Origin of the sequence: Rhodoferax ferrireducens T118 (genome assembly GCF_000013605.1) — a bacterium.
Lineage (GTDB): Bacteria > Pseudomonadota > Gammaproteobacteria > Burkholderiales > Burkholderiaceae_C > Rhodoferax > Rhodoferax ferrireducens.
The window spans coordinates 982,319-1,006,151 of sequence record NC_007908.1 but is presented as its reverse complement, the minus strand read 5'-3'; the positions used below and the strand labels follow the sequence as shown (position 1 = coordinate 1,006,151).

At 57.1% G+C, this 23,833-nt stretch carries 23 protein-coding genes and 1 pseudogene; 12 read left to right on the top strand and 12 right to left on the bottom strand.

Features of this window, described 5'->3' with window-relative positions:
* Positions 1-152: 152 nt before the first annotated feature.
* From RFER_RS23320 to RFER_RS04745, 5 genes are all read left to right on the top strand, one after another.
* Complete coding sequence (locus tag RFER_RS23320; protein ID WP_011463274.1) at positions 153-722, top strand: gluconokinase; 570 nt, start codon at positions 153-155, stop codon at positions 720-722.
* Positions 723-1,023: 301 nt separating this feature from the next.
* Positions 1,024-2,121: an ABC transporter ATP-binding protein gene (locus RFER_RS04760; protein WP_011463273.1), complete on the top strand. Its 1,098-nt coding sequence runs from the start codon at positions 1,024-1,026 to the stop codon at positions 2,119-2,121.
* Positions 2,122-2,159: 38 nt separating this feature from the next.
* Positions 2,160-3,353 (top strand): ABC transporter substrate-binding protein, encoded by a 1,194-nt coding sequence (locus RFER_RS04755; protein WP_011463272.1) that lies wholly within the window; start codon positions 2,160-2,162, stop codon positions 3,351-3,353.
* A 239-nt stretch (positions 3,354-3,592) separates the two neighbouring features.
* Entirely contained in the window at positions 3,593-4,393 is an 801-nt protein-coding gene (locus tag RFER_RS04750; RefSeq protein ID WP_244095806.1) for a carbohydrate ABC transporter permease, read from the top strand.
* Positions 4,394-4,403: 10 nt separating this feature from the next.
* Positions 4,404-5,219, top strand: coding sequence for a carbohydrate ABC transporter permease (locus RFER_RS04745; protein WP_011463270.1), 816 nt, complete (start codon positions 4,404-4,406; stop codon positions 5,217-5,219).
* 160 nt (positions 5,220-5,379) lie between these two features.
* Here RFER_RS04745 and dgoD read toward each other — a convergent pair whose 3' ends face one another.
* Genes dgoD through RFER_RS04730 form a run of 3 tightly spaced genes read right to left on the bottom strand, consistent with a single transcriptional unit; the run spans position 5,380 to position 8,289 of the window.
* Complete coding sequence (gene dgoD, locus RFER_RS04740; protein WP_011463269.1) at positions 5,380-6,528, bottom strand: galactonate dehydratase; 1,149 nt, start codon at positions 6,526-6,528, stop codon at positions 5,380-5,382.
* Between the two features lie 57 nt (positions 6,529-6,585).
* A complete protein-coding gene (locus RFER_RS04735) occupies positions 6,586-7,221 on the bottom strand; it encodes a 2-dehydro-3-deoxy-6-phosphogalactonate aldolase (protein ID WP_011463268.1) in 636 nt (211 codons plus the stop codon).
* Between the two features lie 12 nt (positions 7,222-7,233).
* Positions 7,234-8,289: a 2-dehydro-3-deoxygalactonokinase gene (locus RFER_RS04730; RefSeq protein ID WP_011463267.1), complete on the bottom strand. Its 1,056-nt coding sequence runs from the start codon at positions 8,287-8,289 to the stop codon at positions 7,234-7,236.
* A gap of 332 nt (positions 8,290-8,621) precedes the next feature.
* Between RFER_RS04730 and tnpB the strand changes: the two genes are divergently transcribed.
* The 3 genes and pseudogenes from tnpB to RFER_RS23315 all read left to right on the top strand — a co-directional run.
* On the top strand, positions 8,622-8,903 hold the full coding sequence (tnpB, locus tag RFER_RS25070; protein ID WP_166485662.1) for an IS66 family insertion sequence element accessory protein TnpB: 282 nt from the start codon (positions 8,622-8,624) through the stop codon (positions 8,901-8,903).
* A complete protein-coding gene (uxuA, locus tag RFER_RS04720; RefSeq protein ID WP_244095804.1) occupies positions 8,869-9,921 on the top strand; it encodes a mannonate dehydratase in 1,053 nt (350 codons plus the stop codon). The genes tnpB and uxuA overlap by 35 nt, the downstream gene beginning before the upstream one ends.
* Positions 9,922-10,021: 100 nt before the next feature.
* Positions 10,022-10,213 (top strand): annotated as a pseudogene (locus RFER_RS23315) (glycerate kinase); the annotation flags it as partial.
* 487 nt (positions 10,214-10,700) lie between these two features.
* Here RFER_RS23315 and RFER_RS04710 read toward each other — a convergent pair.
* The 3 genes from RFER_RS04710 to RFER_RS04700 form a co-directional block, all read right to left on the bottom strand.
* Positions 10,701-11,333: a flavin reductase family protein gene (locus RFER_RS04710; protein ID WP_011463264.1), complete on the bottom strand. Its 633-nt coding sequence runs from the start codon at positions 11,331-11,333 to the stop codon at positions 10,701-10,703.
* Between the two features lie 253 nt (positions 11,334-11,586).
* Positions 11,587-12,114, bottom strand: a complete 528-nt coding sequence (locus tag RFER_RS04705; protein ID WP_244095803.1) for a DUF3750 domain-containing protein — start codon at positions 12,112-12,114, stop codon at positions 11,587-11,589.
* 274 nt (positions 12,115-12,388) lie between these two features.
* Positions 12,389-12,727: a thioredoxin family protein gene (locus RFER_RS04700; RefSeq protein ID WP_011463262.1), complete on the bottom strand. Its 339-nt coding sequence runs from the start codon at positions 12,725-12,727 to the stop codon at positions 12,389-12,391.
* An 88-nt stretch (positions 12,728-12,815) separates the two neighbouring features.
* Here RFER_RS04700 and RFER_RS04695 point away from each other — a divergent pair, with 88 nt between their 5' ends.
* Positions 12,816-13,784, top strand: a complete 969-nt coding sequence (locus RFER_RS04695) for an IS5 family transposase (RefSeq protein ID WP_011463261.1) — start codon at positions 12,816-12,818, stop codon at positions 13,782-13,784.
* A 651-nt stretch (positions 13,785-14,435) separates the two neighbouring features.
* Here RFER_RS04695 and RFER_RS04690 read toward each other — a convergent pair.
* Together RFER_RS04690 and RFER_RS04685 are read right to left on the bottom strand one after the other, a co-directional pair.
* Positions 14,436-15,254 (bottom strand): aldolase/citrate lyase family protein, encoded by an 819-nt coding sequence (locus tag RFER_RS04690; protein ID WP_011463260.1) that lies wholly within the window; start codon positions 15,252-15,254, stop codon positions 14,436-14,438.
* 537 nt (positions 15,255-15,791) lie between these two features.
* Positions 15,792-16,994, bottom strand: coding sequence for an aminotransferase class V-fold PLP-dependent enzyme (locus tag RFER_RS04685; protein ID WP_011463259.1), 1,203 nt, complete (start codon positions 16,992-16,994; stop codon positions 15,792-15,794).
* Positions 16,995-17,580: 586 nt separating this feature from the next.
* Between RFER_RS04685 and RFER_RS23945 the strand changes: the two genes are divergently transcribed.
* A complete protein-coding gene (locus RFER_RS23945) occupies positions 17,581-17,793 on the top strand; it encodes a hypothetical protein (RefSeq protein WP_166485661.1) in 213 nt (70 codons plus the stop codon).
* Positions 17,794-17,819: 26 nt separating this feature from the next.
* On the opposite strand, the gene RFER_RS04675 is transcribed toward RFER_RS23945, so the two are convergent.
* The 4 genes from RFER_RS04675 to RFER_RS04660 form a co-directional block, all read right to left on the bottom strand.
* Positions 17,820-18,455 carry a 2-dehydro-3-deoxy-6-phosphogalactonate aldolase gene (locus tag RFER_RS04675; RefSeq protein ID WP_011463258.1) on the bottom strand — a complete coding sequence of 212 codons (636 nt, stop codon included), beginning with the start codon at positions 18,453-18,455 and terminating at the stop codon, positions 17,820-17,822.
* Positions 18,452-19,381: a 2-dehydro-3-deoxygalactonokinase gene (locus tag RFER_RS04670; protein WP_041790163.1), complete on the bottom strand. Its 930-nt coding sequence runs from the start codon at positions 19,379-19,381 to the stop codon at positions 18,452-18,454. The genes RFER_RS04675 and RFER_RS04670 overlap by 4 nt, the downstream gene beginning before the upstream one ends.
* Positions 19,378-20,304, bottom strand: coding sequence for a sugar kinase (locus tag RFER_RS04665; protein WP_011463256.1), 927 nt, complete (start codon positions 20,302-20,304; stop codon positions 19,378-19,380). The genes RFER_RS04670 and RFER_RS04665 overlap by 4 nt, the downstream gene beginning before the upstream one ends.
* A 261-nt stretch (positions 20,305-20,565) precedes the next feature.
* Complete coding sequence (locus RFER_RS04660; RefSeq protein WP_011463255.1) at positions 20,566-20,958, bottom strand: RidA family protein; 393 nt, start codon at positions 20,956-20,958, stop codon at positions 20,566-20,568.
* A gap of 236 nt (positions 20,959-21,194) precedes the next feature.
* On the opposite strand from RFER_RS04660, the gene RFER_RS04655 reads away from it, so the two are divergent.
* Positions 21,195-22,754 (top strand): ABC transporter substrate-binding protein, encoded by a 1,560-nt coding sequence (locus tag RFER_RS04655; RefSeq protein WP_041791497.1) that lies wholly within the window; start codon positions 21,195-21,197, stop codon positions 22,752-22,754.
* Positions 22,755-22,887: 133 nt separating this feature from the next.
* A complete protein-coding gene (locus RFER_RS04650; RefSeq protein WP_011463253.1) occupies positions 22,888-23,829 on the top strand; it encodes an ABC transporter permease in 942 nt (313 codons plus the stop codon).
* Positions 23,830-23,833: the final 4 nt, after the last annotated feature.

The window sequence follows — 23,833 nt, the reverse complement described above, 5'->3', positions numbered from 1 at the left end:
AAAGTCATACGCTCAACCCTTTTTCCTTTCTATTTACAGTGAAACAATTTTATTGCGTTACATCAATCAGACTCAACAAATATAGGGTAAACCCTAATTCGATTTATATAAATCGATCGTTAAGATAGCGCTATCTATTTTGAGAACCGTCAATGATTCAGGCTCAGATATCCGTGCCATCACCATCATCCGATCATCCTCGGGAGGGTCTGTCGCTCATCGTCATGGGAGTCGCAGGGTGCGGCAAGTCAACACTGGCGCGGCACTTGGCCGACGCGCTGAAGCTGACTTTCATCGAAGGTGATCAGTTTCATCCGCCAGAAAACATCCAAAAAATGAGCCAGGGAATAGCCCTAAACGACGCGGACCGGGAAGGGTGGTTGGATCGTCTCGGTCTTGAATTGCTCAGTCATCCCGGTGGGGCGGTTCTGGCGTGTTCTGCGCTTAAGCGTGCCTATCGGGCGCGCCTTCGCCAAGCGATTCAGCGGTTAAGCTTCGTGCATCTCAGCGTCACGCAGGAACTCGCGAATGCGCGGGTACAAGCTCGATTTGGGGGACATCCATTCCCCAGTAGCCTGGTTGCAAGCCAATTTGCGGCCCTGGAGGATCCTCGCGGCGAGGAGCGTGTACTTCAGTTGGATGGTGCGCTGGCGCCTTCCGTGTTGTGCGCCAAGGCGATCGAGTGGATCGATGCCCAGCGCTGTCATTCAAACGCCAAATAGAGGATCGGAGAAATTGATGAAATTAAGCATACTGACCTCGGAGTACATAGTGGAGAAGTCGATTGCGCTGGCCTTGACGGCGATAGTGATCCGGATGATCTCTTGGCGCAACTTTAGATCATGCGCGATCTCTCCCCACACCGCTTCAGGCTCGTACCTCGTTGGATAAGGCTCATCTTGGACAACGTGACCGATGCGGAGTAAGGTGTCGTATCTTTGGCAGTGCACCGACGAGCAACTATCCCGTGGACGCCTACCCGCCATTGAACCTGCAGCCCACTTGAAGAAGGAGTAATCGCACTTGGCCAAAGTCACTTTGAAAAACGTCGTCAAACGGTACGGATCCGTCGCCGTCGTCAACGATCTATCGATCGAAATTCAGGACAAAGAATTTGCCGTGCTGGTGGGGTCTTCGGGCTGCGGCAAGTCGACCGCCTTGCGCATGATCGCCGGCCTGGAAACAATCACTTCGGGCGAAATCTACATCGGTGACACGCTGGTCAACGACATGGCCCCCAAGGACCGCGACATCGCCATGGTGTTCCAGAATTACGCCCTGTACCCGCACATGAACGTGCGCGAGAACATGGGCTTCGGCCTGAAGATTCGCAAGCTCTCCGAAGCCGAGATCGACGCCCGGGTGCAGGAGGCCGCCGACATTCTCGGACTCAACGAACTGCTGGAACGCAAGCCCAAAGAACTCTCCGGTGGCCAGCGCCAGCGCGTGGCGGTAGGCCGCGCCATCGTACGCAAGCCCAAGGTGTTCCTGTTTGACGAGCCACTGTCCAACCTGGACGCCAAGCTGCGCGTTGCGATGCGTGCCGAAATCAGCAAACTGCACCGCCGCCTGGGTGCAACCATGATCTATGTCACGCACGATCAAGTCGAGGCCATGACCATGGCCGACCGCATCTTCATCATGAACAAGGGGGTGGTGCAGCAAAGCGGCGCGCCGATGGAAGTCTATGCCCAGCCGGTCAACCGTTTCGTCGCCGGCTTCATCGGCTCGCCGGCGATGAATTTCTTCGACGCCCGTCTGGTCAACGAGGCCGGTCAGTTATTCATCGATGGTGGCAGCTTCCGCGTCGCCATGCCTGAAGCCTTCCGCGCCAATCTAGTTGCGCACGCCGGCAAGGAGGTGGTCTTCGGCGTTCGCCCGGAAGACATTGCGCTGCATCAACCGGGTGCCGACGTCGGCAGCACGATCAGCGCCAGGGCCGAGGTGGTGGAGTTACTCGGCTCCGAGATCTTCGCGCACCTGAGCTGCGACGCGCATGCCTTGGTGGCGCGCATGGCCGTGCCGAAGCAGCCGATCGGTGTCGGCGAAACGATCCAGATCGATTTCAATATGGCCAACATGCACGTGTTCGACAAGAACACCTCAGACGCCATCGTTTAGGGTGGGTGGTACTTTACTCTTTTAACTTGGAGGTTTTCATGGAATATAAACTGTCAAAAATCGGGGTCGCACTGACTTCGCTGTGCCTCTGCGCGGGGGCAATGGCGCAATCGGGTGAAATCCGCGTGCTGGTGGCCAACCACCCGTACGGTGAATTGCTCAAGCTGTCGATTCCACAGTTCGAGAAAAGCACCGGCATCAAGGTCAACGTCGAAAGCTTGCAGGAAAGCCAGCTGACGCAAAAGCTCACCACCGAATTCGCCACCAAATCTTCCACCGTCGACGTCTTCATGACGCGCCCACTGCAGGAAGGCAAGATGTTCTCGAAAAACGGCTGGTACGCGCCCCTGACTGGCTACGACTTCAGCGACTATCCGAAAAACATCATGAACGCCGCCTCTTTTGGCGGCAAACCCTACATCGTTCCGCTGGTCACCGAATGGCAAGTGCTCTATTACCGCAAAGACCTGTTGCAACAGGCGGGGCTGAAAGTGCCGACCAACTTCGATGAACTCGAGGCAGCCGCCCAGAAGCTCAATTCCGAAAGCGTTGCCGGTATCGCCTCGCGTGGCAAGGGTGCGGCAGCCGTAACCCAGGCGTCGAGCTACATCTTCAACTACGGCGGCCAGTATCTCGACAAAGGCGCAGCGGTCTTCAACTCGAAGCCAGCCATCGACGCGATACGCTATTACGGCAAACTGCTCGGCAACTATGGCCCGAAGGGCGTGACTTCGATGTCGTGGGAAAACATCATGCCGCTGTTCCAGGCCGGCAAGGTCGCGATGTGGACCGACGCCTCGGTGTTCTATGGCCAGGTCGTCGATCAATCCAAGACACAAATCCCGGTGGCCAACTTCGCAATTGCCAACTTCCCGGCCGGACCCAAGACCAATTCGCCTTTCATCGTCTCGTCTTGGGGCATCTCGGTGGCTAGCCAGTCCAAGAAAAAAGACCTGGCCATGAAGTTCCTGAACTGGGCGTCTAGCAAGGAAATGGCGGTCAAAGGCATGATGGGCAACATCACAATGGCACGTTCATCGGTTTGGGAGGACCAGGTCGTGCGCAGCAAGATGAATCCCGGTCTGATCGAGACGCGCGCCTTTGCTGCCAAGAACGGCACGCCGGTTGACCGGCCCTACATGAGCGCTGTGGGCGAAGCGCGCGACCTCATCGGCGAACTGCCATCGAGTCGATCAACACCAAGGGCACGTCCACCAAGCTCGATCAGATAGCCAAGGAAAAAGTCAATCGGGTCAATGAACTGCTGAAGGACAGCGACGAATACGGCAAATAAGCGCCCTGTCGGTTGACTGGTACGCGCGCTGTTCACCTCGGTAGACGGCGCGCATGCCAGGTTGAGATCGCTCAAGAACTTTCGCCTAGAAGACCAGTCATGATCCAGTCAAGCTTTACCGAACGGAATTTGCGAATTTTGTTTCCACTTCCGGCCGTCATTTTCATCGGATTACTGATGGTGTTTCCGATTCTCTACACCCTGTACCTGAGCTTTACCAACTGGAATCTCACCTCGGGGATGGAACCGTCTTTTGTCGGTCTCAACAGCTACCTGCGCGTTTTCTACGAGCCACGTTTTCTGCACGCAATTGGCCGAACCTTCTCTTTCACGGCGTCTGCCGTGGCGATCGAGGTGGTGCTGGGCGTTGCCATTGCACTGATTCTGAACCGCGCTTTCGTCGGCAGGAGCTTCGCCAAGCTGCTGCTCTTGCTGCCGCTAGTGGCCACGCCGGTCGCGGTGGGCATCGTCTTCAATCTTTTTTACGACCCGACCATCGGCCTGCTCAATTTCGCCCTCGACGCGCTCGGGCTGCCGCAGGGTCGTTGGATATCGAGCGAAAACACCGTCATTGCGTCGTTGGTCCTGGTCGATGTCTGGCAGTGGACGCCCATGATCACCCTGATCGTGCTCGCCGGCCTAGCCGGTCTGTCGGAGGAGCCGGTCGAAGCTGCGCGCGTGGACGGTGCCAGCGAGTGGCAGATTCTGCGCTATGTCACCATCCCGATGGTCATGCCGGTCGTCCTGACGGCGATGATTCTGCGCCTGATCGATGCGCTGAAGACCTTCGACATCATCTTTGCAATGACCGGTGGCGGCCCCGGTTACGCGTCCGAGACGCTCAACATCATGGGCTTCAAGTACAGCTTCGAGTATTTCCGCATGGGCCAGTCGTCGGTCATTCTGGTGGCGCTGTTCGTAGTGGTGTTGCTATGCAGCCTGGGTATTATGAAGCTGCGCGCATCCAGCGAAAACTGAGGAAGCTGGCATGAAAAACAAAATCGTTACCACCATCCTGTTCTACCTGCTGGTCCTGATCATTGCGCTGGTCGTGCTGTTCCCTTTCCTGTGGATGCTGACTTCATCGTTCAAGACACAGGTCGACATCATCTCCTGGCCGCCCAAGCTGCTCTTTGAACCAACGCTACAGAATTACCGCAAGGTCTTCGAAGAACAGGACTTTCTGAAATATTTTTTTAACTCGACCATCGTCGGTGCGATGGCGGTCGGCCTGTCGCTACTGCTTGGACTGCCGGCGGCCTACTCGATTTCGCGCTACGCGCAGAAAAAGCTCGCCGTATTTATCCTGCTGGCGCGCCTGATGCCCGGCATTTCCTTCCTGATGCCTTGGTACATCATTTTCTCGCGACTCGGCCTGATGGACAGCTATGTCGCGCTGATCCTCTCGCATATGCTGATCGCGCTGCCGATCGTGGTCTGGATCATGTCGACCTATTTCAGCACGATTCCGCGCGAGCTCGAAGAATCGGCCATGGTCGACGGTGCCACGCGACAGATGGCGTTTCTGAAAATAATCCTGCCCCTGTCAGGCCCTGGCATCATCACCGCCACAACGCTGTCGTTCATCTTTTCCTGGAACAACTTCATGTTCTCACAAGTGCTCAGTATGGAGCGGACCAAAACCCTGCCGATCGCCGTCTACAACTTTCTATCCTATGCCGAAGTCGACTGGGGTGGCGTGATGGCTGCCGCCGTGGCTATCATGACGCCAGCGATCGTTCTGACGATGATTTTCCAGAAATACGTGGTTAAGGGTCTGACGATGGGCGCTGTCAAAGGGTAATTCGCCCCCCAGACCCTGGAACCGGCCTTCCGATCAGGTTTGTCACGCCGCGACCGGCTAGAGGAAAGCGTTGCAGCGTGGCGCACAGGCCACATCGTCTCAGACAGAGGACCTCGGTTCTTCCCCTTGCGGCAACTAGCCAATTTCAGAAACTGTATTTCTACCATTCGGCGAAGCTGCCATCCCTATGGCGCCAGATTGGGTTGCGCCAGCGGTGGCCGATAGCGGCGCGCTCCTTGACGTATTCTTCATTGATTTCAATCCCCAATCCCGGACCTTGCGGGATCGTCACATAGCCTTTATCGTAGGCAAAGACTTCCGGCTGTGTCAGATAGTCCAGCAAGTCATTGCTTTGGTTGTAGTGGATGCCCAGGCTTTGCTCTTGGATGAAGGCGTTGTACGACACGGCATCGACTTGCAGACACGCGGCCAGCGCTATCGGGCCGAGCGGGCAGTGCAGCGCAACTGCGACGTCGTAGGCTTCGGCCATGGTGGCAATCTTGCGGGTTTCCGTGATACCGCCGGCATGCGAGACATCCGGCTGGATGACGTCGATATAGCCGTCGCTGAGAATTCGTTTGAAATCCCAGCGCGAATAGAGTCGCTCACCGAGAGCGATTGGGGTGTTGGTCAACGGCGCCAGTTCCTTTAATGCCTCGTAGTTTTCACTGAGTACTGGCTCTTCGATAAACATCAGCTTGTATTGATCCAGCTCCTTGATCAGGACTTTGGCCATCGGCTTATGGACCCGACCGTGAAAGTCGACGCCGATGCCGACGTGGAGACCGACTGCGTCGCGCACCGCCGCCACATTGGCCAAGGCCGCTTCAACTTTTTCATACGAATCGACGAACTGCAATTCTTCCGTTCCGTTCATCTTGACCGCAGTAAACCCGCGCGCCACAGCATCTTTGGCGGCTGCTGCCACATCGGCCGGGCGGTCGCCACCAATCCAAGAGTAGACGCGGATACTGTTGCGCACCGGGCCGCCCAACAGCTGGCTCACCGAGACTCCGAGTGCTTTGCCCTTGATATCCCATAGCGCCTGATCGATCCCGGCAAGCGCGCTCATGTGGATTGCGCCGCCGCGATAAAAGCCTCCGCGATACAACACGGTCCAGTGATCTTCGATATTGCGCGGGTCCTTGCCGATTAGATAGTCGGATAACTCTTCAACGGCAGCCGCAACGCTGTGCGCCCGGCCTTCAACTACCGGCTCGCCCCAGCCGACCACACCTTCATCAGTTTCAATTTTCAGAAAACACCAGCGCGGGGGCACGATGTAAGTGGTAAGTTTGGTGATTTTCATTGTTCGCTTTCTTCTTGATGAATGCGTCTGCCAATAGCCACGCTAATTTTGTTTGAATCAGATTAATTTCTGCTTTTGCGTGGAGCGCAAGGCGGCAATGAATTCGTCGGCATTCTGGCCGACCAGCATTGCGCTTAGACCTGGCTTATAGAGCGCTGAGCCTAAGCCAAAGCCGGATGCACCAGCAGCGACAAAGGGTGCCATATTTGCTGGTGTGATTCCGCCCACTGGAATCAATGCAACGTCACTCGGAATGACCGCGCGCCATGCTTTGACCACGATTGGACTGAGTTGCTCGGCAGGAAACATTTTCAGTACATCGGCGCCTGCGGCCAGCGCGGCAAATGCTTCGGTCAGGGTGGCCACGCCTGGAGCGCAGGCCATTGCAGCCTTTTTGGCAGCACCGATCACTTTGACGTCGCTGTGCGGCATCACGATGATTTCGCCTCCTGCATTTTTTACTTCTGCAACTTGTGGTGTTGACAGTACGGTGCCGGCACCGACCATACAGTCTGCGGCCAGCGTCGCCCGCAATATACGTATGCTTTCAAATGGTTGCGGGGAGTTCAACGGCACTTCGATCACTCTGAATCCGGCCTTATACAGCGCTAGGCCAATGGCCGCGACTTCATTCGGACGAATCCCCCTCAGAATGGCGATCAGCCCACAGTGTTGCATTGCGTTTTTGAGCATGTGATGGTCCAATTATGGCTGTGTGCAACTAAGCAGACCGGCAGCAATTGCCAGTTGCCATAAGCCGCGTTCGGTCGCTTGCCCCGCTACTTCGATCTGATCAAGTCCATATGCTCGGAGGGCACGCGTGTAACGAACACACAATGCTGCATCACCGACCAGTATGACGCGCACAGGCCGATGACGTTGTTCCGCCAGCAAGTCTTGCAATGCCGCTACCTCATGGCCGATTAGCAGCCCTGAAAGATATTCACGCTGGCCCGCGCCATCCAGTTCGCCAGTCAGGCCCAGTGTGCGTGTGCTGAAGATGGTCGACAGCACCCCGGCACGTCCGGCCGGGGTTTGAGGTACCAGGACGCCGCGATCGAACGCAGCATGATCGTCACCGTTGACATCGCTGGTTGGCATGCCGCGTCCCAAAATGGTGTGCTCGCATAGCGCTGCGTAGACCTCGCCCGTCATGAATGTGTGGAAATGTTCGATGTGACTTTGTACTTCACGATGCTGTATTCGTACCTGTACCCATTTGGAATGACTGCCTGGCAAGCCGATCAGGATTTCGTTCTGCTCATTTTGTTGTTCTGCGCGAGACGGAGTCTTACCGAAATCGAGCATGCTGAGCGCGCCGATCACCTGGGTTTCTTCGCCACGCATGACATTTGGCAGTGCCGAGTTCTCGATGAGGCCGGGGACGATATGCACGATCTGGCCGTTTCGGGTATGCACTGTGCTCAGCGTGCTTCCGATTCGATCGACCGCAATCGGTAACGACAGATAGGGAGCTTCGCGCCAGCCCTGGCGGCTGCCGACCATCCCGGCAGCGATCACAGGGGCGTGCGGTGCCGCACGGATCCAGTCGCCGCAAGCCTCTTCAAAAGCAAACTCAAAGCCCGCTTTTCCATCGTCGCCGGAATTTTCGGGTAGCACGACCTCCGGCAGCTTCATCACGCCCCACGGCAACGAGCGCAACTCTAATACCCGACCGGCAGCACCGAGGCGATAAGCCCGCAATGACGAGGTGCCCCAGTCGAGTGCGATTAGCTGTGTTTGACACCGTGCCTGATTCATCGGTTTGTTCGAAAAAGATTCGGCTGCAAGAAATTTTGCGTACTTTATTACAGGCAAACCCCAACAAGTCTGAGTCACTTAAGCCACACCGGTACACCAACGCAGTACTGACCAGCACTGCGGAGTTTCTCTGACGGGAACTACGTATCTACTACCACAGTCAGGATCGTAGTGTCGTTCGCGGCTTCGCCGCCGACGGCGCGGAGATCGGATTATTCAAGGCTCAAGCGATGTCCGTGATGCCAATGAGGTACGAACCCTAACTGCGGGTTTGGGTCGATCATGTCCTACATGGAGATCGACATGGACGAGACCCGTTCGCAAACCATTGTATGCGATCAATTGACCGCGTCCTTCCCCTGAACGCCGACTTGGCGGTGCACCTTCATCGCCGGGCAGTTTGCTTTTGCGAGAACATCAAAGGTCGGTCGGCCATCATCGAACACGACCTCCAGCTCAATCCATTTGTCCACACCGTTTTTGTCTTTGGCAACCACGGAAATGACCACTTCAAATTTCCTGGCTGGAGCCGCAACAGCTTCGTGATACATTGGCATCACACCCCCTTGGAGCAGCTCCTTGAAAATGACCTTTCGCTGGTATGGCGATACTGACCCCGTCAAGCTCGAATACATCCGCCAGATCCCCGGCCTGTATGGCATAGTCTCCGCCATTTACGACATACCGGTGGGCGAGGTCTGGCCCCTGGACAAGCTGCAAGCACTGCGTGCGCGCATTGAAGGCGCAGGGCTGAAGTTTGAAGTGGTTGAAAGTGTGCCTACCCACGAAGACATCAAGTTGGGCAAGCCGACGCGGGACCGCCTCATTGCCAACTTTCAGCAAAACATCCGCCATTGTGCGGCGGTGGGTGTGAAAGTGATCTGCTACAACTTCATGCCAGTATTTGACTGGACCCGCACCGAAATGGCCAAGGAGCTGCCTGACGGCTCTTTCACCCTGGCGTTCGACGCCAGGGCGGTTGCCAAGATTGATCCGGAAAAAGGCATCGCCCTGCCCGGCTGGGACGCCAGCTACAAACCGGAACAGCTCAAAAGCTTGCTGGCCGAGTACAAAGCGGTGAATGAGGAAACTCTGTGGACCAACCTCGAATACTTCCTCAAGGCCATCATCCCGGTCGCTGAAGGAGTGGGTATCAAGATGGCCATGCATCCGGACGACCCGCCGCGCCCCATTTTTGGCTTGCCGCGCATCGTCAAGAACCGCGAAGACTTGCAGCGCCTGGTCAACATTGTTGACTCAACAGCCAACGGCTTGACTCTGTGTTCGGGCTCGCTCGGCGCTGATTTGTGCAACAACGTTGAAGCATTGGTGCGCGAATTCGGCAGCCAGGGCCGAATCCACTTTGGCCACCTGCGCAATGTCAAGGTGGAGCCGGACGGGACGTTTTATGAATCCACCCACCGGTCCTGCGACGGTTCGCTGGACATGGCGGCCATCGTCAAGGCCTACCACGACATCGGTTTCGAGGGTTATGTGCGACCGGACCATGGCCGCATGATCTGGGGTGAGACCGGCAAACCTGGCTACGGGCTGTATGACCGCGCGCTGGGAGCCGTCTACCTGAACGGCTTGTGGGAGGCGATCAGCAAGTACTCGCCACCGGCCCATTAACGCGAACCCGGAATCTTGATTGCTATTAAATATATAGCTTCTAGCGAAAACAATACAAGCGCATGAAGCCTATATTTGCATAACAATGGTTTCCACGGCCATGACTCGTTTAACCCCTCCGCCAAGCGGGCAGCTTGATCAACGCGCCTTGCTGCATCAACTTTTTGACGCCGCGGTGGCCGCAGCTCAACTGGCGCTGTGCCTACCGGCCCACCTGCCAACACCGCCCAAAGGCAGAACCATCGTGATCGGCGCAGGCACGGCATCGGCGGCTATAGCGCGGGTCAATGAGATTGAAGCAGATCGCGGGAGTGCGCATTTCAGCGATCGTGGACACCTGTTTTATGCTGATTGTGCACGGCGTTTCTGAGCCATCGTGGACGCGCAGGGCAGCGATGGCATATTCCGCCCTAACGGAGTGAACGACCGATATTGAAAAATTGCTTCGCTTACCGACAGCAATGGGGCAACAGGCCCCAATAGCTGCTCCTGGTCGTTGGCGGGTGCAGCGATCCTCGAAATCGACACCGGATTGCTGACGGTCAGGGTATTGGGGTGATGGTCATGTATCGAGCGAGCATTTTAGGCAGACCTATGTCGGCAACCGCTGCACTGCCGAATTACATTCCGCTCCATTGCAGCCACTCAATTTCCCAATTCCACTCCCGCCAAGCGCCACCGCCAGCCAACCCAATACGCATCCACTGAGTGCCGATTTGAACCAGACGCGTTTTCACGACGTTGCATGTAACTCCCTGTTCCGCTATGTCGTGTGGGACCTAGCTACCTGGCGCCTTGTCCTTGTTCAGCCATCCTGTGAATGAGATACGCGCAATGTCAAACCGATCAGTGGTGCGACAGTAAACAGAAGGCGAGCCGAGCCTGCCCAATGGCGCAAAGTTGTTGACGTGAAAGCGCGGACCCATCAGATGGTCTGCAACATGAAACATGACCACCTCCCCGATGAACAGTGTGTTGTCACCCAGCGCCTGCGAACTGAACAGCTTGCATTCAAGACTGACTTGAGCCTTGGCCACACGAGGTGTCTTTACGTGAACCGAGGGCGCGGTTTCCAGGCGTGTCGCCTCCAGTTCACTTTGGTCCGGAGGAAAATCAGCAGCCGATATGTTCATGGCGCCAAAAAGTTCTTCAGTCACCATATTCACCACAAACTCGCCGCTGGACAGAATGTTCTTTGCCGTGTCCTTGAGTTCACCGTTGTCGCGCTTGCCGACGCTGACGACCACATAAAGGGGATTGCTGCCAACAGCATTGAAAAAGCTGAACGGGGCCAGATTCACAATGCCAGATTGACTTTGGCTGGTAACCCACGCGATAGGGCGAGGCACCACCAAGTTGGTCAACAGTTTGTAGTTGTCTGCGTTTGATTGAAGGGCAGGGTCGAATTGCACGAAGTTGCTCCTGTGTGATTGGAGCTCAATGATAGGCGGCAAATCGCCAAGAAAATTTGATTGCTACGCCCTGCTCGCTACCCCAAAATTCTTCCCATGCGCCCCTGCTGCGCCACCAACCAGGCACCGTATCATTGATAAGTCAGTTCGCGGTCTGGACTCGACACGGGGCTAGGCGTGGCCGCATGCTTAGATCCTAAACGTCCCCAGAAGGGCAATCGCAGCGCCGGCGCATTGAGGTCAATCCCAAAATTCAGACCCAGCATATTGAATTCCAGCCCTTCTTGCCCCCCACGCTCACGCCAAGCAAGCCCAGCAGCGAGATTTGCAGACCAGAGCCGGACGGAGACATGCCCACCGGGCTCGTCAACGGCCTGTAGTCCTTGCCGATGGCATTGGCGGGCAAGTCGAGCTTGAGCGCCGGCACCTGTCGCCCGATGTGCGCCAAGAATGTATTGCTGTTGGGGCCAGGGTAACTGCGGTATCGGCCGGCGTAGGGGTAGCTGAGCATCGCGGCTTCGATGTCATCGATCATGGATTCAGCGTCTTTTCCTCGGTGGTCCACTAAAAGCTCAGGGGGTGCTCCGTACCAGAGTCCGTCAGGCAGGGCGTAGTTGCGCGGCAGCACCTGGGGAGCACGCCAGCCGACCACGTCGTAACGGGTGTAGGCCGTCTCGCCCCTGCGCTTGTAGATGATCCAGGGATGCACCGCAAAGTAGCCTCGCCAGCCATAAGTCGGAGCGGCATAGACCTGAACGATGGCGAGGTCGACCAGTTGCACCGGGTTCGGAGCGATTCCGGCTGAGTGTCTTGGAGCGCTAGCCCAGCTCCTGCTCGGGACTTCGGAGATCTGAGAACTGTCCTGCGCAAGTCCAGCTTGAGAAACATGGACAAGGCAGGCCACAAGACCGGTTCGTATCAAGCGAGAAGAATTTTTCAAGATTACCTACTATCAGAGGCGGCAGTGATTCTTGAAGTGGGCTTACCATTGCCGTTGGCCGTGTTCTGGATCTTGTTGTCAGTGGACGGGGTCTGCTGGACCCACTGGAGTGCGGTCAAGCCAGGGGCGATGATTCGATCTGCGCGAGGGCTCTGCGGATCGCGCCCGCGTCACCAGTTCGAACCAAGCGCGCGATTTCCCGGCCATTACTGAGAAATACCAACGTAGGCCAAAGCTTCACTTTGAATGAACGCCCAAGAGGTCGGCCGCTACCGTCAGCGATTTTGATACGGCGCACGTTCGGGTGATCGGAAAAAGCGGAGGCCAGCAGCGGTTGGGCGGCGCGACAGTACCCGCACGACGGGCTGCCAAACTCAAGCATGGTGGGCCCTTCGAGCATGTCGATTTCCGCGCGCGCGGGTTCGATCCCGGCATACACTTCGTTCATTGTCATAAGACTGCAAGCTGCCTACGAATATATAAAGGCTTAAGGCTTTGATGATTAAGGTCCACGCCCGAGGTGAGTGAAGCGTTATCTGCCGATGAAACAACAAACCCTCGCCATGGCAGCCGACCAGACGTTCGAGAACTACCGCAAGCCCACGAGGCGTGACGAGTTCTTGAAGACGATGGAGGCCATCGTCCCATGGGTCGCTCTGTGCGAAGTCATTGAACCCCACTACCCGAAGGCAGGCAATGGGCGTCCTCCCATCGGTCTTGAGCGTATGCTGCGCATCCATTTCATCCAACATTGGTTCAACCTTGCTGATCTGGCCTGCGAGGAGGCGCCGTATGACAGCGCCAGTCTGCGCCGCTTCGTAGGCATTGACCTTGGGCGCGAGCCCGTACCCGACTCAACGACCATCACGAAGTTTCGCAAGCTTCTCAATGACAACAAACTGGGCGAGGAACTATTTGCCAAGGTTGGCAAGGAACTGCAGGCGCGTGGGTTCAAGGTCAATACCGGCACCATCGTAGATGCGACCATCATTGGAGCGCCGAGTTCGACCAAGAACACAGACAAGGCGCGTGACCCCGAAATGCACCAGACCCGCAAGGGCCAGCAGTGGTATTTCGGGATGAAACTCCACATTGGAGTGGATAGCCAAAGCGGCTTGGCCCACAGCGCAGTGGTGACGCCGGCCAATGTTCATGACAAGCATCCGTTGCCCGATCTGCTGCACGGTAACGAGCAGCGCGTCTATGGTGATTCGGCCTATGCCAGCCAGAAGGATCTGATTGCCAGCAAGGCACCCAAGGCCAAAGACTTCACCAACCAGCGCACCCGTTACGCCGGAATCATTGATAAGGCAGTGCGTGCCAAGAACCGCAACAAGTCACGCATCCGCTCACGCGTGGAGCATGTCTTTGGTGTCGTTAAGCGCCTGTGGGGGTTTGGCAAGGTGCGTTATCGTGGTCTTCAAAAGAACGCCACGCGGGCGTTCACCGCATTGGCGTTGGCCAACATTTACCTCAGTCGCCAAAGACTGATGGCACAGGTGCGCCCATGAGGCGAGAAATCGGGCCAATAGGCCCGCCCAGCAGACCAAATGGGGGCACAAAGTCGCTGAAATTACCTTCAATTTCGCAAAACCTTGTTGTCGCACGCCCATGCCTGCGCTTTGACCCTACCTATTCACCATAGCCTTAAATTGTCGATCACTATAACCCCGTCAACATCAGCGTGTCTTAACGAGTCACTGGCCTGGGTGTTGGGCAGTTTTCCGGGTGGCCGACTGTTTAAGACACATTGCTGCCGCTCACCAAGGGCAGTTCTCTGGCGGTTCAATTTTCGACTTGTGCCGACCTGCCAGCAGTCATTCATATTGGCCGTCAGATGCCCATTCCCGACGATGATTTTCTTGAAATGCCTGCCCGATAACCGACCTTGAACTCCCCGCTCGATGTTTTGGAGTGGACCGTTGACTCAGTTGATGCGTTAGCTTTCCACCAAGCTGCCGCCCAGTTGGCGGCGGCCATACCGCGTTGCCGACACTGGCAGCGGGATGGCGTCTACACCAATGCAGCCTGTCCAGTCGTATGTGACAGGCAGCCTTGAGTTATCCAGTTCGACTCCGCTCAGTAGTTGTTCATGTCGCCCGACATGGTGCCCACTGCGGTCTTAATGGTGCGGTCATGGCCGACTCCGGGGTAGTTGGTTTTCAGTAACCGCCAGCTGACGACTTGGGGGCGGATGATTTGAACCTGGAAAGCAGGTTGCGTGCGGCATCGGACAACAACATGGTGTCCACGCCAACGGCTACGAACAACGCGCCAGCTGCCAGCCATTTACGCGCTTGCTCCTCTGTCGTGGCGATGATGCCAGGTGCCTTGCCGACCTTGAGAATGCGTGCGATGCTATCCGCGATGGCGACCTGCACTTCGTGGTGATCCGGATTGCCCGGAAAACCCATCGAAGCCGAAAGGTCGGCAGGCCCGATGAACACGCCGTCTACTCCGGGTGTGGCGGCGATCGCGTCGAGGTTGCGCATGGCCTCGACCGTCTCCGCTTGCACCAGCAGACAGACTTGTTCATTCGCCTCCTGAATGTAGTTAGGGTAGCCCTGCCAGCGCGACGAGCGGGCCACCGAGCTACCCATGCCGCGGATGCCGTCGGGCGGGTAACGCATGGCACGCACCATCTGCGCGGCCTGTTCGGCCGTATCCACCATGGGCACAAGCAGGGTCTGTACGCCAAGGTCGAGAAACTGCTTGATGATGGCGACCTCGCCCATCGGCACGCGTGCGATCGGGTGCGTAGCCAGGCCGGGGATAGAACCCTGGGCGCTGGAGACGCCCTGCAATTGCGCAAGCATTGTGCGTAGGTCACTGGGACCGTGTTCGCCATCGAGCAGCAGCCAGTCGTAGCCGATGCCGGCCACGAGTTCGGCGCACAGGCCGTCGGCCAAGTCAACCCAAAGGCCGATCTGGACCTGCTGATTCTGCAAGGCTTGTTTGAAGGTGTTGACAGGTGTTTTCATGGTTGTGCGGAGCTTGAGGTGAAACAAAATTCAGGATGCTGGTTTTGACGGTTGCCGAAGTGGAGAAGGAGTCGGTCATCACGATCTGCGCGGACCGCCGGCGCTTGCCCCAGACCGCGACGTATCGCCCAGCCCTGACGAACGCTGTTATGGAGGTGGGCTAACCGGAAAGTAAAGTGCATAGAATTAAATGTAGCACCTGGTTTTGATGTCGACGCCCGCACTTCTAGGGCTCTGATTCCCGGTTTAGCAACTGCGCGACCGGCAATACAGCAGCAATACCCGGTTCGGGTTGCGCTGCCTGGGCCCAGGACTGCCCCAAGGGTATCAAGGTAACTGCATTGTTGGTTTGGCGTTTACCAACAGAGCCGCTGATCGACGGCAAGGGGGAGGTGCCCAGACAAGATAGAACAGTCACTGAGACTGCATTACTCCGACAATACAGCCCGGCTACCCGATTTACGATTCAGCTCATCAATTCGCTAGCCGAAAATTCTTGTCTGCCGCCCAGACTAGCCGATTCTCGAAGTTCGAAAGTTAGTCCGGCCAGCTTAGCAATGACTGAGCATTTGCCGCGCGACGTTCCACCAAAGTTCGTGAACTTTCCGGCGATCTCATCGCTGCCCTGCAAATAGCTATCACGGCGTCGGCCACAATGTGCTCTTGACCTGGGTGCAGGTTACATGGGTCGAGAACTAAGAAACCTTGTTCGACGTCGTGGTCGCGGACGATAATTGGCGGACTATGTTGTTCTAAACGGTCAGCTAAATCCCACGCAGTAATTCCTGCTGACGCAGGATCAATCTGTATCCTCAAGCGTGACAGCGGGTTGCCGGTGGGATCGGGTTCGATGGCGACCTGAACACCTGGCAGTGGTGCGAACAGCTCCATCCATACTTGCATTGCAGCGGCTTCTCTCGCTCGCACGGCGATGTGGTCACGTGTACTCCAAGCTCTTAGTGCAGCAATGCTACCAACGATGCTTTCTTTACCAACCTTGAAGCCACGTCCAATACCTCGATTCTGTAGATACATGCTGCGCACCAAGTCAAGCTTGCCTGCCACAACACCAGCGGTGCAGCCCCCCAAGAATTTATGTGCGCTATAAATCACAATATCAGCACCAGCGCTGAGGAAGCCATGCAGATCGTATTCCGAAGCGGCATCGACTATCACCGCGACGTTTCTAGCGTGACAAATCTCAACGAACTCCGGTAAACCAATTTGCCCATGGTCAACAACGTGGTGAGAAACTACAAATACAGCTGCAGCAGTGTCGTCATCAATCGCTGCTTCGAGCTGATATCCCGACGCCAAAGTTGCAGTTCCAATTAGCCGGACTTGCGCGCCAGATAGCCGAATGGTCTGTTCGATAGAGGCACCATAGTGGATGGCATGACCCATTTGAAGCAGAACCTTAGACCTCATGCCTTGGGTGTCTGGTAACTGTTCAATCTCACTCAGGCTGGAGCCCGTCATGCAGGCCGCCACGGACAGTGTCAGCGCCGAGGCACTTGACGCCGTAATATAGCCCGCTTGTGCTCCAGTGCTCATGGCTATTTGCCTAGACGCCAGCCGTTGCAAATGAGAAATTTCGACGAAATGAGGCAAGATATCACTGACTGCGGCGACCACCTCAGGACTCACAATAGAAGCGCCTAACTCGGTCATCGTGCCAGAAACATTGATGATCGGTCGCAGACCCAGTCCAGGGCGCGGGTCAAAAGGGATATTACTCAAGACTCTCTCCTTATCAGTTACTTTGCATGTCAAATATGGCTTTAATTTCAACAGTCTGCTTGTCCGAACAACTTTGGTCACCGAAGCGCATTTCTGATGCTTGCGTTGAGCTGTGGATTTTCGCTTGATGGGCCAAGCTGTTTCCCAATGTAACGCTGTGGGCTGCCAAATTCAGTGGGGTCAGTGGCCAAGTCCTTGATTTGCCGACAGACCGGACGCTGCTGTTGCCTCTTCCTCAACATGGCTGGCTGGACGGTTGATTGGGACGCCTATAACTTCGCGATTCCAGTGTGCGGTATCTACACTGGCCCGAGTGCCCCAAGTTGGAATCGTGATAGCAGCTCTCGCTGCGGCACCGTGCACTGTGCAACTGGGGATGCCGCTCAATATCCGGCGGACGAATCCATGGGGTTTGCTGAGAGTCTCGCTGCTCATGGCGGGACTGGCCAATCTTGGTTATGCCGCTTAAGCACCGCGTAGATATGGTGATAATATCTGGCTTTGTTTTGGCGCTTCCTGCCAATTGTGATGACGTTCGTGCACCAGCGCGCACCATTAGGTCGCGCTGGATGGGGTACTAGGCTTCTTGGGCACCAAACTCATTATCGAGAGTCAGACCGCCAAGCTGTTGTTGTTTGGTGCAGTTAACGCTGGGTTTGGTACGAGCGTATTGTTCTGGGACATGTCTGGCGCGCTTCTGGGTAGTCCTGGTATGGTTGTCGGATGGGTAAACACCGTCCCTGATGACAATCTGTTCATGCAGCATGCGTTTCAACAAGGCCAACTCGATCATCAATAACTTCGAACAATTGGGCTCGCGTGGCCCTAGCAGGGTCCGCGGCAGGCGGCAATGAAGTTCATGGCGCTGGCCTGCACCTCGGCCGCCGTTGTGCCGGGCTTGTAAAGGGCCGATCCAATGCCAAAACCGCTAGCACCTGCCTTCAAGTAGCTGGAAATATTTTCTGGCGTAATCCCCCCCACCGGCAGCAATCGTGTGTCTGCGGGTAACACCGCGCGCAAAGCCCGAACGACTGCTGGGCTGATCATCTCAGCTGGAAATAACTTGAGTCCCGTGGCACCAGTCTCCAGTGCTGCAAAGGCTTCTGTGGCAGTCATCACGCCGGGTAAGCACACCAGCCCCAAACGCACGGCCTCGCGCACCACCATTGGATTGAAATTGGGCGACACGATCAATTGGCCACCTGCGGCATGCACGTTACGCACATCGGCCGGTGTGATCACCGTGCCAGCGCCGATCAATGCCTTCGGAAAGTTGCTGGCCAGGGCGGCTATGCTTGTCAGCGGATCAGGCGAGTTGAGCGGGACTTCGATCAAGGTCCAGCCCGTGCTGGTCAGGGCTTCCCCCACCGCCAGTGCCTCCTGCGCAGGCAGGCCGCGCAGAATGGCGACCAGGGGCATGTGGTTCAGTGCGGCTTCAAATTTTTCGTGTGCGTTCATCATTGATTCAAAAAGCTGGGATCGAGAGTTTGCGCGATAGCCCACAGGCCGGCCCAAGTGGCCTCTGAACCCACCCGCTGCGAGGATACGTCCCGCAGGGCCAGCGCGCGCTGGTAACGCTGCGTCAAAGTCTCTGAGCCGATGATGACCACGTGGGCGTTGGCCTGCAATGTCTGGGCACGTAATTCTTCGCCAATGATCAGACCGGACAGGTAGCTGGGCAGTGCTTCAGCAGGCAGACGGTCGAACAGCGACAGGGTGCGTGTGCTGAAGGCGGTTTGCAGCAGGCTGTTGCTGCGCAGGGCCAGTGTCACGCCCTGGTCGAAAGCCTTGCTGTCAAATTCACCATCGCCGGCCGGGAGCGAGCGCGACAAAATGGAGTGCTGCCGCAGCAGGGCGAAAAACTCGCCTGTCATGAATGTGGAGAATGATTGGATACGACCCGCTTGCGCCTGCACCCATTTGCTGTGCGTACCCGGCAGAACTGCCAGAGCTTCTTGCAGCCCGAGTAGCTGCAGTGCACCAAAAATTTGCGTTTCTTCGCCCCGCATGACGTCAGGAATGCGCTGGAGGTGCGTGTCATCAGGAACGCCATCGTTTTCGCAAGAGAGTCCGGGAACGATGGCCAAACGGCCCGGCTCCACCCACGTCAGGTTGGCGGCGATTTCTGCGAATCCTGCGGGACACGGGCAATAGGGCACTTCCAGCCAACCTTGCTTGCTGCCGACCATGCCGGACATTAGACATAACGCATCAGGGGCTTGCATCCAGTCACCAAAACAATTTTCGAACACCGAGGCAAATTCACCCGATTTCACCGTCAGGAGGCCGTGGGAAAAAGACCTCTCCTCCAGGACCTTTCCCGTGTCATCCAGCAATGCGCCGCGCATTGTGGACGTACCCCAGTCCACCGCCACTAGTTGCTTCACAACAGTGCTCGCACGGCATCCGGCCGGGGCAATGGCGCGACGGCGCCAAAGCCCTGAACCGCAAGCGCAGCGGCCGCATTGGCATAACGTGCGGCTTCAAAGGCCGTGCAGCCTTGAGCCATGCGAGCCAGTAGGTTGCCAGCAAAACAGTCGCCCGCACCGGTGGCATCGATCAATTGGACCTGGTGGCTGGCGATGCGTTCACGTCTGCTACCGTCACTCACCAAGGCGCCTTCGCTGCCTAGTTTTAACACGACGATCTGCGCGCCCAGCGAATGTCCCCAGTCGACGACCTGATCCGGATCGTTTAGGCCGCAGAGGATGCTGGCGTCTTCCATGCTAGGGAGAAAGATATCGCTCATCGAGATGGCTTGTGTGATGCAGGCCCGTGCCCTTGCCAGCGGCCAGAGCTTGAGGCGCAAGTTTGCATCAAACGACACCAGGGTTGCAGCTTCACGAGCCAGTTGTATGGCGGCGAACACAGTATCGCAGGAGCTGCTGGAGATAGCCATGGAAATGCCGGACACATGCAAAATCTTGCTGGCAGACAGTAGCTCGCTTGCCACTCCATTTTGCAGCCAGGCTGGTGTCATCCGGCTGGCCGCCGAACCAGCGCGCAGGTAGCTGAACTCATGCCCGTTCGGGCCGTGGGTCACAAAGTAAATGCCTGTGGGGTGCTCTGCATCACGCTCTATCGCCGTGGTGGCAACGCCCTCTTCCGTCCAAAGGTCCAGCAGTGACTGGCCGAACGTATCACGGCCAACGCGCGACAGGTAGCCACAGCGGGCGCCGGCCCGCGCGGCCGCGATGACAGAGTTGCTAGTGTCGCCACCAAAGCCCCGCAGATAGCCCGGCAGGCCGGCCGTGGTCTGATTGAACTCCACCATGGCTTCGCCAAGGGCAACTACATCGAATGTCTTCATTTCATTGTTCACTCTGCTTTTTATCCCCCTCCCGATGCGAGTGGTATTGGCGTGTTACAAGGCCTAACCTACCCCGCTCGGAGCGAAAGGAATTTTGATTAGCGATTTTCACGCAGCACCTACGAACCACGCCGGGCCACAAGGAAGTCCGGATCGGCAGCGTCATCGGCTAACGCGACACTACCCTGGCCAGGGTAGGACGGTGCCCCAACGCTCGTCACCGTAGGTACCTCGCCGCTCCCCGATGGAATTGAGCTGAGCTTAAGCGCGTGGCTTGTACGCCACCACATCAATCTCAACCCGTGCATCCACCATCAGGCGCGCCTCGGTGGTGGAGCGCGCTGGTTTTTTGTCGCCGAAGTAACCCATGTAGACGCGGTTGAAGCTGCCGAAATCGCGCGCGTCCTGCAGCCACACCGTGGTTTTGCAGACATCGTCCAGCGTGCAGCCGGCCAGCGCCAGAGCGGCAGAGAGGTTTTTCATGACCTGCCGCGTCTGCACTTCAATACCGCCCTGCACGATTTCACCTTTTTCGTCGCCCGGAACCTGACCCGACACATAAACGAAGTCGCCCGCGCGCACGGCCGGCGAAAACGGCCGGGGCTGGTGGTCAGAGGCGACAGGGGGGTTGCCAAAGTATTCGAGTGCGGACATTGCGAAAAACTCCTAGTTGAGTGAAAAAAGACAGACCGTGAAACCCCAGATAGGTAGACACCAGACTGGTGCGCACGACAGAGCGCTACACCCTTGGATCATGCTGCTTGGCCATCAGCGTGAAATATATTTTCATTTTCATTTTAAAGTATTAGGGTTTGTACCTATTTTTGCAAAAGAAAATGTCGCATATTCTTCGAAAATTGAAAAATACTTTCACCTCTAAGGAGATCGGCATGCAGCAAAAATTCTGGATCAACCGTCGCAAGGCGGTGGCTTTGGCGCTGGTGGTGGGTGGTACGGCCTTGTTGCCGATCGGCGCCCAGGCGCAAGCGCTTTCAAAATCCGCCCTCAACCTGGCCATGATTGCCGAGCCGCAAACGCTGGACCCGATGGCATCCCCCACGGATCTGGTGGCCACCATCATGCAGCATGTGTATGAGCCGCTCTTTACCTTTGATGCGAGCTGGAAAATAGTACCCATGCTGGCGGAAGGCCTGCCCAAGGTGTCAGCCGACGGCAAGCGCTACAGCATCACACTGCGCAAGGGTGTGCAGCTGCACAATGGCCGCGAGCTGAACGCCGAAGACGTGGTGGCCAGCCTCAAGCGCTGGATGGAGGTGTCGCCGCGCGGCAAGGCGCTTTCGAAGGAGGTAGAAGACCTGTCCATCAATGCAGGCCATGACATCGAGATCACGCTCAAGGCACCCTATGCGCCGTTGTTGTCGCAGCTGGCCATGCCTTCCGGCATGGCCGCGATCATGGCCAAAGAATCGATTGCCACGCCGCTGAAAGAGTTCGTCGGAACCGGCCCCTACAAATTCAAGGAGCGCCGCCCTGACCAGTATGTGCTGCTGACGCGCTTTGACCAGTACTCTGCCCGCAAGGAGGCCCCCAGTGGCTATGGCGGCAAGAAAACCGCGATTGCCAATGAGTTGCGTTTCATCCCCGTGCCCAATGCCAACACGCGCGTTGAGGGCGCGCTGGCCGGGCAATACCACTTTGCCGACCTGCTGCCCACCGAAGCGCTGGGCCGCCTTGAAAAATCGGGCGGCAAGACCGTTCCCATCCTGACGCCGTCCTTTGGTTTTCCGTACTTTGTGTTCAATACAAAGGAAGGCGTGATGGCCTCCCAGCCCTTGCGCAAAGCGGTACAAACCAGCTTTGGCGAAGGCGAAATGCTGGCCGCCGGATTTGGCGACACGCGTTTCTTCACGGCTGAGCCCAACCATTTCCCCAAAGGGACGCCATTTTATTCAAACGCCGGCGCAGCCAATTACAACGAACGTGATGCGGTCAAGGCCAAAGGCCAGGCTGTCCAAGCCGGGTACAAGGGCGAAACCATCCGTATCCTGACCAGCCGCCAGTACGACTTTCACTACAACATGGCGCTGATCATGGCCGAGCAGCTCAAGCGCGCCGGCTTCAAGGCCGATTTGAACGTGGTGGACTGGGCCACACTGGTGCAGCGCCGCGGCGACTCCAGGCTTTGGGACATTTACATCACGCATTCGGGCCAGTTCCCCGAACCCATGCTGTCCCCGCCGCAACTTGGCGAGGGTGCGCCGGGTTGGTGGAGCTCACCGGCCAAGCAGGCCGCATTGGCTGCGCTGAACCACGAAACCAATCCCGCCAAGCGCGGCGCCTTGTGGGGTGCAGTGCAACAGGTGATCTATGACGAAGTGCCATATGTCAATGCGGGTAAGTTCAACAGCCTGTCGGCCAAGTCGCCTGCACTGCAGGGCTATGTGCCTTCCACCTGGCCCTTCTTCTGGAACACCGGCCTAAAGAATTGAAAAGAGATGGATCCCCACGTTCTTCACTTCGTTTAATGCGCTGCCCCCGGGGGGTGGCTTCGCCTTGGGGCAGCCCGGCGGCGAGGCGGGGCCCGTTGCGTACCTCGTTGTATTTGGTCAAAGAAAGTTCGTCATGACTCGCTATTTGTTATCACGCGTCATGGGCATGCTGGTGGTCATGGCGCTCGTGGCGGTCATTGTGTTTGTACTCACACGCGCCGCATCGGGCGACCCTATCACGGTGCTGCTGGGCGACCAGGCGACGGCTGAAGACATTATCCGCGTGCAAAAAGAATATGGCCTGGACAAGCCACTGCCGGTGCAGTTTGGCTACTGGCTAAAGGAACTGTCGCACGGCAACCTGGGCCAGTCCATCTTCCTGCAGCGCCCGGTCACCCAGGCGCTGTGGGAGCGCGCCGAGCCCACCACCTTGCTGGCGCTGATGGCCGTCTTCATTGCAGCGGCAATTGGCGTGCCCTGCGGCATTGTTTCGGCGGTGTTTCGCGGCAAGTTCATTGACCAGTTCCTGACCGGCTTTGCCATGCTGGGCGCCAGCATTCCCAGCTTCTGGTTCGGGCTGGTCCTGATGCAGATTTTTGCCGTGTCCATGGGCTGGTTTCCGGTGTCCGGGTACGGCGACCCAGGCGCCTCGCTGATCGAACGCATTCACTACCTCGTACTGCCTTCAGTGGTGCTGGGCGTGCTCAACTCCGCGCTGATCATCCGCTTCACACGCGCCTCCATGCTCGATGTGCTGGGCGAGGACTATGTGCGCACCGCGCGCGCCAAAGGGTTGTCTGAAAAGGTGGTGGTGCTCAAGCACGCGCTGCGCAATGCCATGGTGCCCATCATCACTGTGCTGGGCCTCACCGTCGCGCTGATGATTGGCGGCGCCGTGGTCACCGAAACCGTGTTTGGACTGCCCGGTGTCGGCAACCTTGTCGTGAGCGCCGTCCTGCGGCGCGACTACCCGGTGATACAGGGCGCCTTGCTGGTCATTGCCATGATTTATGTGGTGATCAATTTCCTGACCGACCTGCTGTACATGGTGGTGGACCCCAGAGTGAAGTACTGACCGT

Bases quoted from the DNA above. Each gene is read 5' to 3' on its own strand.
- RFER_RS04650 (WP_011463253.1), top strand. From the start codon at position 22,888: ATGACTCGCTATTTGTTATCACGCGTCATGGGCATGCTGGTGGTCATG.
- RFER_RS04675 (WP_011463258.1), bottom strand. From the start codon at position 18,455: ATGATGAACGCACACGAAAAATTTGAAGCCGCACTGAACCACATGCCC.
- RFER_RS04655 (WP_041791497.1), top strand. From the start codon at position 21,195: ATGCAGCAAAAATTCTGGATCAACCGTCGCAAGGCGGTGGCTTTGGCG.
- RFER_RS04745 (WP_011463270.1), top strand. From the start codon at position 4,404: ATGAAAAACAAAATCGTTACCACCATCCTGTTCTACCTGCTGGTCCTG.
- RFER_RS04665 (WP_011463256.1), bottom strand. From the start codon at position 20,304: ATGAAGACATTCGATGTAGTTGCCCTTGGCGAAGCCATGGTGGAGTTC.
- RFER_RS23320 (WP_011463274.1), top strand. From the start codon at position 153: ATGATTCAGGCTCAGATATCCGTGCCATCACCATCATCCGATCATCCT.
- RFER_RS04695 (WP_011463261.1), top strand. From the start codon at position 12,816: ATGAAACAACAAACCCTCGCCATGGCAGCCGACCAGACGTTCGAGAAC.
- tnpB (WP_166485662.1), top strand. From the start codon at position 8,622: ATGCGATCAATTGACCGCGTCCTTCCCCTGAACGCCGACTTGGCGGTG.
- RFER_RS04755 (WP_011463272.1), top strand. From the start codon at position 2,160: ATGGAATATAAACTGTCAAAAATCGGGGTCGCACTGACTTCGCTGTGC.
- RFER_RS04730 (WP_011463267.1), bottom strand. From the start codon at position 8,289: ATGAATCAGGCACGGTGTCAAACACAGCTAATCGCACTCGACTGGGGC.
- RFER_RS04700 (WP_011463262.1), bottom strand. From the start codon at position 12,727: ATGACAATGAACGAAGTGTATGCCGGGATCGAACCCGCGCGCGCGGAA.
- dgoD (WP_011463269.1), bottom strand. From the start codon at position 6,528: ATGAAAATCACCAAACTTACCACTTACATCGTGCCCCCGCGCTGGTGT.
- RFER_RS04690 (WP_011463260.1), bottom strand. From the start codon at position 15,254: ATGAAAACACCTGTCAACACCTTCAAACAAGCCTTGCAGAATCAGCAG.
- RFER_RS04660 (WP_011463255.1), bottom strand. From the start codon at position 20,958: ATGTCCGCACTCGAATACTTTGGCAACCCCCCTGTCGCCTCTGACCAC.
- RFER_RS04750 (WP_244095806.1), top strand. From the start codon at position 3,593: ATGGTGTTTCCGATTCTCTACACCCTGTACCTGAGCTTTACCAACTGG.
- RFER_RS04735 (WP_011463268.1), bottom strand. From the start codon at position 7,221: ATGCTCAAAAACGCAATGCAACACTGTGGGCTGATCGCCATTCTGAGG.